This window comes from Streptomyces sp. 8K308 (assembly GCF_004348315.1).
In the GTDB taxonomy this organism is placed as follows: Bacteria; Actinomycetota; Actinomycetes; order Streptomycetales; family Streptomycetaceae; genus Streptomyces.
The window spans coordinates 1-4,219 of sequence record NZ_SMKC01000481.1; the positions used below are offsets into that span (position 1 = coordinate 1).

Here is a 4,219-nt window from a genome sequence, read left to right on the forward strand (position 1 = left end):
CGCCACCCCCACCCCGTCCCCTCGCACGCTCCAGGACGGCCCGACCGGGCCGCCGGAGATCATCCCGGCCGTCCGCTCCTTCGACGCCGCCGACGGCGCCGGCTGGGCGCCCTCCGACTCCACCCGGGTGATAGCGGACTCCGAAGGGCCGCTCGACGGGACCGCCGACCTGCTCGCCGAGGACCTCGGCGTGGACCGCGCCGACGACGGCGCCAGGGAGGGTGACATAGAGCTCAGCCTCGACGAGGACGCCGACACCGGCGGCGAGGGCTACCACCTCGTCACGGACGACCACCGGGTCACCGTGACCGGCAGCGAGGAGGCCGGCGTCTTCTACGGCACCCGAACGGTGGTCCAGGCCGTGCGCGGCGCCGGCGGACTACCGGAGGGCGAGATCCGCGACCGCCCCGACCGCCCGCAGCGCGGCCTCTCGCTCGACACCGCGCGCAAGCCGTTCAGCGCGGACTGGATCGAGGAGAGGATGCGCGAGATGGCCGACCTCAAGCTGAACCAGCTCCAGCTGCACTTCAGCGACGACCAGGGCTTCCGCGTCGAGAGCGAGACCCACCCCGAGGTCGTCTCGGATGACCACCTCACCAAGGACGAGGTCCGCGGCATCCTCGAGCTCGCCGAGCGGCTGCACATCACCGTGATCCCGGAGATCGACTCGCCCGGGCACCTCGGCGCCGTGCTCGCCGCCCACCCCGACCTCCAGCTGCGGCGGGCCGACGGCACTGCCACCTCGGGCGCCATCGACATCGCCAACCCGGAGGCGGCGGCGATCGTGGACGACCTGATCACCGAGTACGCCGACCTCTTCCCCGGCGAGTACCTGCACCTGGGCGGCGACGAGTACGCGGCGCTCTTCGTCTCCGACCCCGAGGCCAGCTACCCGGACCTCGCGGCGGCCGCCCGCGACCGCTACGGCGCGGACGCCCGCGTCCAGGACCTGGCCACCGGCTGGCTCAACGACCGCGCCGACACGGCGCGGGGCGCCGGCAAGACGCCGCAGGTGTGGAACGACGGCATGTTCGCCGGCGGCGTCGTCCAGCCGGACCAGGAGCGGCAGGTCACCTACTGGACCGGCCGGGAGATCGGCGCCCGCGAGCCGGTGGAGTACCTGGAGGGCGGCTGGCAGGTGCTGAACCTCAACTCGGAGTACCTCTACTACGTACTCGGCGAGCCCAACAACTTCATCTATCCGACCGGTGAGCGTATTTATGCGGAGTGGACACCAGACGTGCTGCGGGGCTCCCAGGCCGTCCCCGACCGCCTCGCGGGCGCGGACCGCATCCCGGGCGGCCGGTTCGCGGTCTGGTGCGACCAGGCCGGGGCCCAGACCCCGGAGCAGGTCGCGGCGGGCATCCGCCTGCCGCTCGCCGCGACGGCGCAGAAGCTGTGGAACCCCGACCGGCCCACCCTCAGCTGGACGGACTTCACGGCGCTCGCCGATCGCGTCACGGTCTGAGGCACCCATGGACGGGCCACGGTAGGGAACGATCCAGGGGTGGACACGAACGCGAGCAGCCGGGGCCGCCACCCCCCACAGGAGAGACCCCGGCTGTCGCCGGCCTCGGGCCTGACCAGGCCCGTGTCCGTATCTCGTACAGCGTCGAACACCTGGATTCTGTTACCGAGCGGATACGGCCGGATGCGCCATGGACGGACGGTGGCGAGGCCGCGTAGCGTTCAGGCACTAGAGACACACAGTCACCAACCTTGAAACGCATGCGGCGCGAGCCGCCAAGGGGGGCCGGGAGTGCAGGGGGCAGACGTCGAATTGACCGCGGCGGTTCACGCGGCCCAGGAAGGGGACGAGAGCGCGTTCCGCACCGTCTTCAGAGCGGTCCATCCGCGGCTGCTCGGCTACGTGCGGACCATCGTGGCCGAGCCCGACGCCGAGGACGTCACGGCCGAGGCATGGCTGCACATATCGCGCGATCTCCAGCGGTTCAGCGGCGACGCGGACCGGTTCCGCGGCTGGACCGCCAGGATCGCCCGCAACCGCGCGCTCGACCACCTGCGGGCCCGCGGTCGCAGGCCGCAGGAGTGCAGGGCCGACGAGGACGCGCTCGCCGACCTCCCGTCCTCGGCCGACACCGCCGAGGAGGCGATCGACGCGCTCGCCACCAGCCGGGCGCTGGCGCTGGTCGCCGAACTCCCGCAGGAGCAGGCGGAGGCCGTGGTGTTGCGCACCATGTTCGGCCTGGACGCCAAGCGCGCCGCCATGTTGATGGGCAGTCGGCCGGGGGCCGTGCGCACCGCCAACCACCGCGGGCTGCGCCGCCTGGCGCAGCGCTTAGGCCGCGCCCCGGAGCACGTCTCGGAGGCGGCTGTAACGGAATCGAGGGCTACGGCGCAGTAAGAAACAGGTCGACTGGTCATCGACCGACAGGGCAACCCGAGGTCCCCCCCGTACCTCAGGGAAGCCCAGGCGCGGGCGGGGCGGCTTTCCCCCTAGCCCCGCCCGCGCACCCTCTTCCAGGCCCGGCGACGACCGGGCCCTTTCGTGTTGTGTCCGCGCGCGCGTGTCCGGGCGCACACCCGCTGCCCCGATCCGCCACCGCGGGGACGCTCGTCCGGCCAAGGTGAACGGAAGGCGACGGACGATCAGCAGGTGCGTTAATTCCTACCAATTATGGGATGAATACCTGAGCCCGCCGCGCGAGTTGGCCAACCGGTGTCGTGCTGTTAACTGGTTGTTGTGACTGAGTTGGCCCCACCCTCGATCTCCGACGCCTATCGTTTGGTGCCTATGGTTCCTTACGTGCCCGATTCATCTCGCGGCCCTCTGCGTTTGGCCGTGTTGGCGGATTCTGACACGCGGTGGAAATGGGGCGCGCTCACCGCGCGCCGGATAGCCCCCGAGTCCTCCGTCGACGGCTTCCTGTTGCGGGGGCGGGCGACGCCCACCGCGCGGCAGTTGGCCGAGACGGACACCGGCGTCGAGGAACCGGAAGAGATCACCGCCATCAACTTCCTCCGTCTGATCGCTGATCTCCAGGAAACCGACACGCGAAACCCCGACAAGCCAAACAAGGCGAACAACACTGCGAAGACCGCGGATAATTCCGGCGAGGACGACGCGCCTTATGACGCGCTGATCCTGGCCTGCGTCGGCGGCACCGTGCAGGCCATGCTGCACGGCCTGGCCCGAGCCTGGCACGGCACCCCCCGCCGCACCGTCGTCATCACGGGATATGTGGGCGTCGTCTACGAGAAACTGACCGACGGCCTGCTCCTGCGGCACGGCGCCGACATCGTCCTCGCCAACAGCCCCCACGACGTCGCCAGGTTCCGCGAGCAGTTCAGCGGCGTCCGGGCCGACGCCTCAGCCGTCACCGAGTGCGCCCTGCCGTTCCTGGCCGGCGCGCCCTACGACCCGGGGGCCGTCGAGCGCGGCGAGCGCCCCTACCGGGTGGTCTTCGCCGTCCAGCCCTCGGTGCCCGGCACCCGCAAGGACCGCGCCTACCTGCTCGAGCGCGCCGTCGAACACGCCCGCCGCCACCCGGACCGCGAGGTCGTCCTCAAGCTGCGCAGCAAGCCGGGGGAGCACACCACGCACATCGAGGAGTTGCCCTACCAGCGGCTCGCCGAGCGCATCAAGGGCGAGACCCCGGCCAACTTCAACCTCGCCTACGGCAACATGGGCGAGGTCCTGGACGGCACCGACCTGCTGGTCACCGTCAGCTCCACCGCCGCGCTCGAGTCCCTGCACCGCGGCATCCCCACCGCCGTCCTCAGCGACCTCGGCATCCGCGAGCAGCACGGCAACCACTACTTCCTCGGCTCGGGATGCTTCGCCTCCTGGGACGAGCTCGACGGCGGCCACGTGCCGACCCCCGACCCGGCCTGGCTGGCCGACCAGGGACTCGGCCGCGACCCGGAGGCCGCGTTCGCGCCGGCCCGCGAGCGGCTCGTCACCCTGGTCGAGCAGGCGGCGGGGCACGGGCTCCCGCCGCTCGACCCCTACTACACGGTGCGCACCGCGCCCGGCTACCTGCCGGGCGTCCTCGCCCGCCATGGCCTCGACGTCAAGGGCGAGCCGGTGGCCGGCTTCCAGGGGGGACCCGACCCGACCACCGGCGTACGCGGCGCGTCCAAGCGCCTGCTGCGCCGCACCGCGCGCGGCGCCTACCGCGCCGGCGTCCAGCGGGTCGCCCCGCTGATCAGGCGCTGGGGGCAGCTGTGACCCCCGACGCCACCGCCTCCCCCACCC

General features: G+C 72.0%; 3 protein-coding genes. All 3 read left to right on the plus strand.

Translation table 11 applies throughout. The annotated features are described in order from the left end of the window. Positions 1-1,468: family 20 glycosylhydrolase (locus E1265_RS34355; RefSeq protein ID WP_132934871.1), on the plus strand; the 1,468-nt coding region annotated here is incomplete at its 5' end. Positions 1,469-1,759: 291 nt separating this feature from the next. Continuing rightward, entirely contained in the window at positions 1,760-2,365 is a 606-nt protein-coding gene (locus E1265_RS34360; protein WP_132934872.1) for an RNA polymerase sigma factor, read from the plus strand. 402 nt (positions 2,366-2,767) lie between these two features. Continuing rightward, the gene (locus E1265_RS34365) at positions 2,768-4,192 is read left to right on the plus strand and encodes a DUF6716 putative glycosyltransferase (protein WP_132934873.1); all 1,425 of its coding nucleotides are present in this window, start codon (positions 2,768-2,770) and stop codon (positions 4,190-4,192) included. The last annotated feature ends 27 nt before the right edge of the window (positions 4,193-4,219 follow it).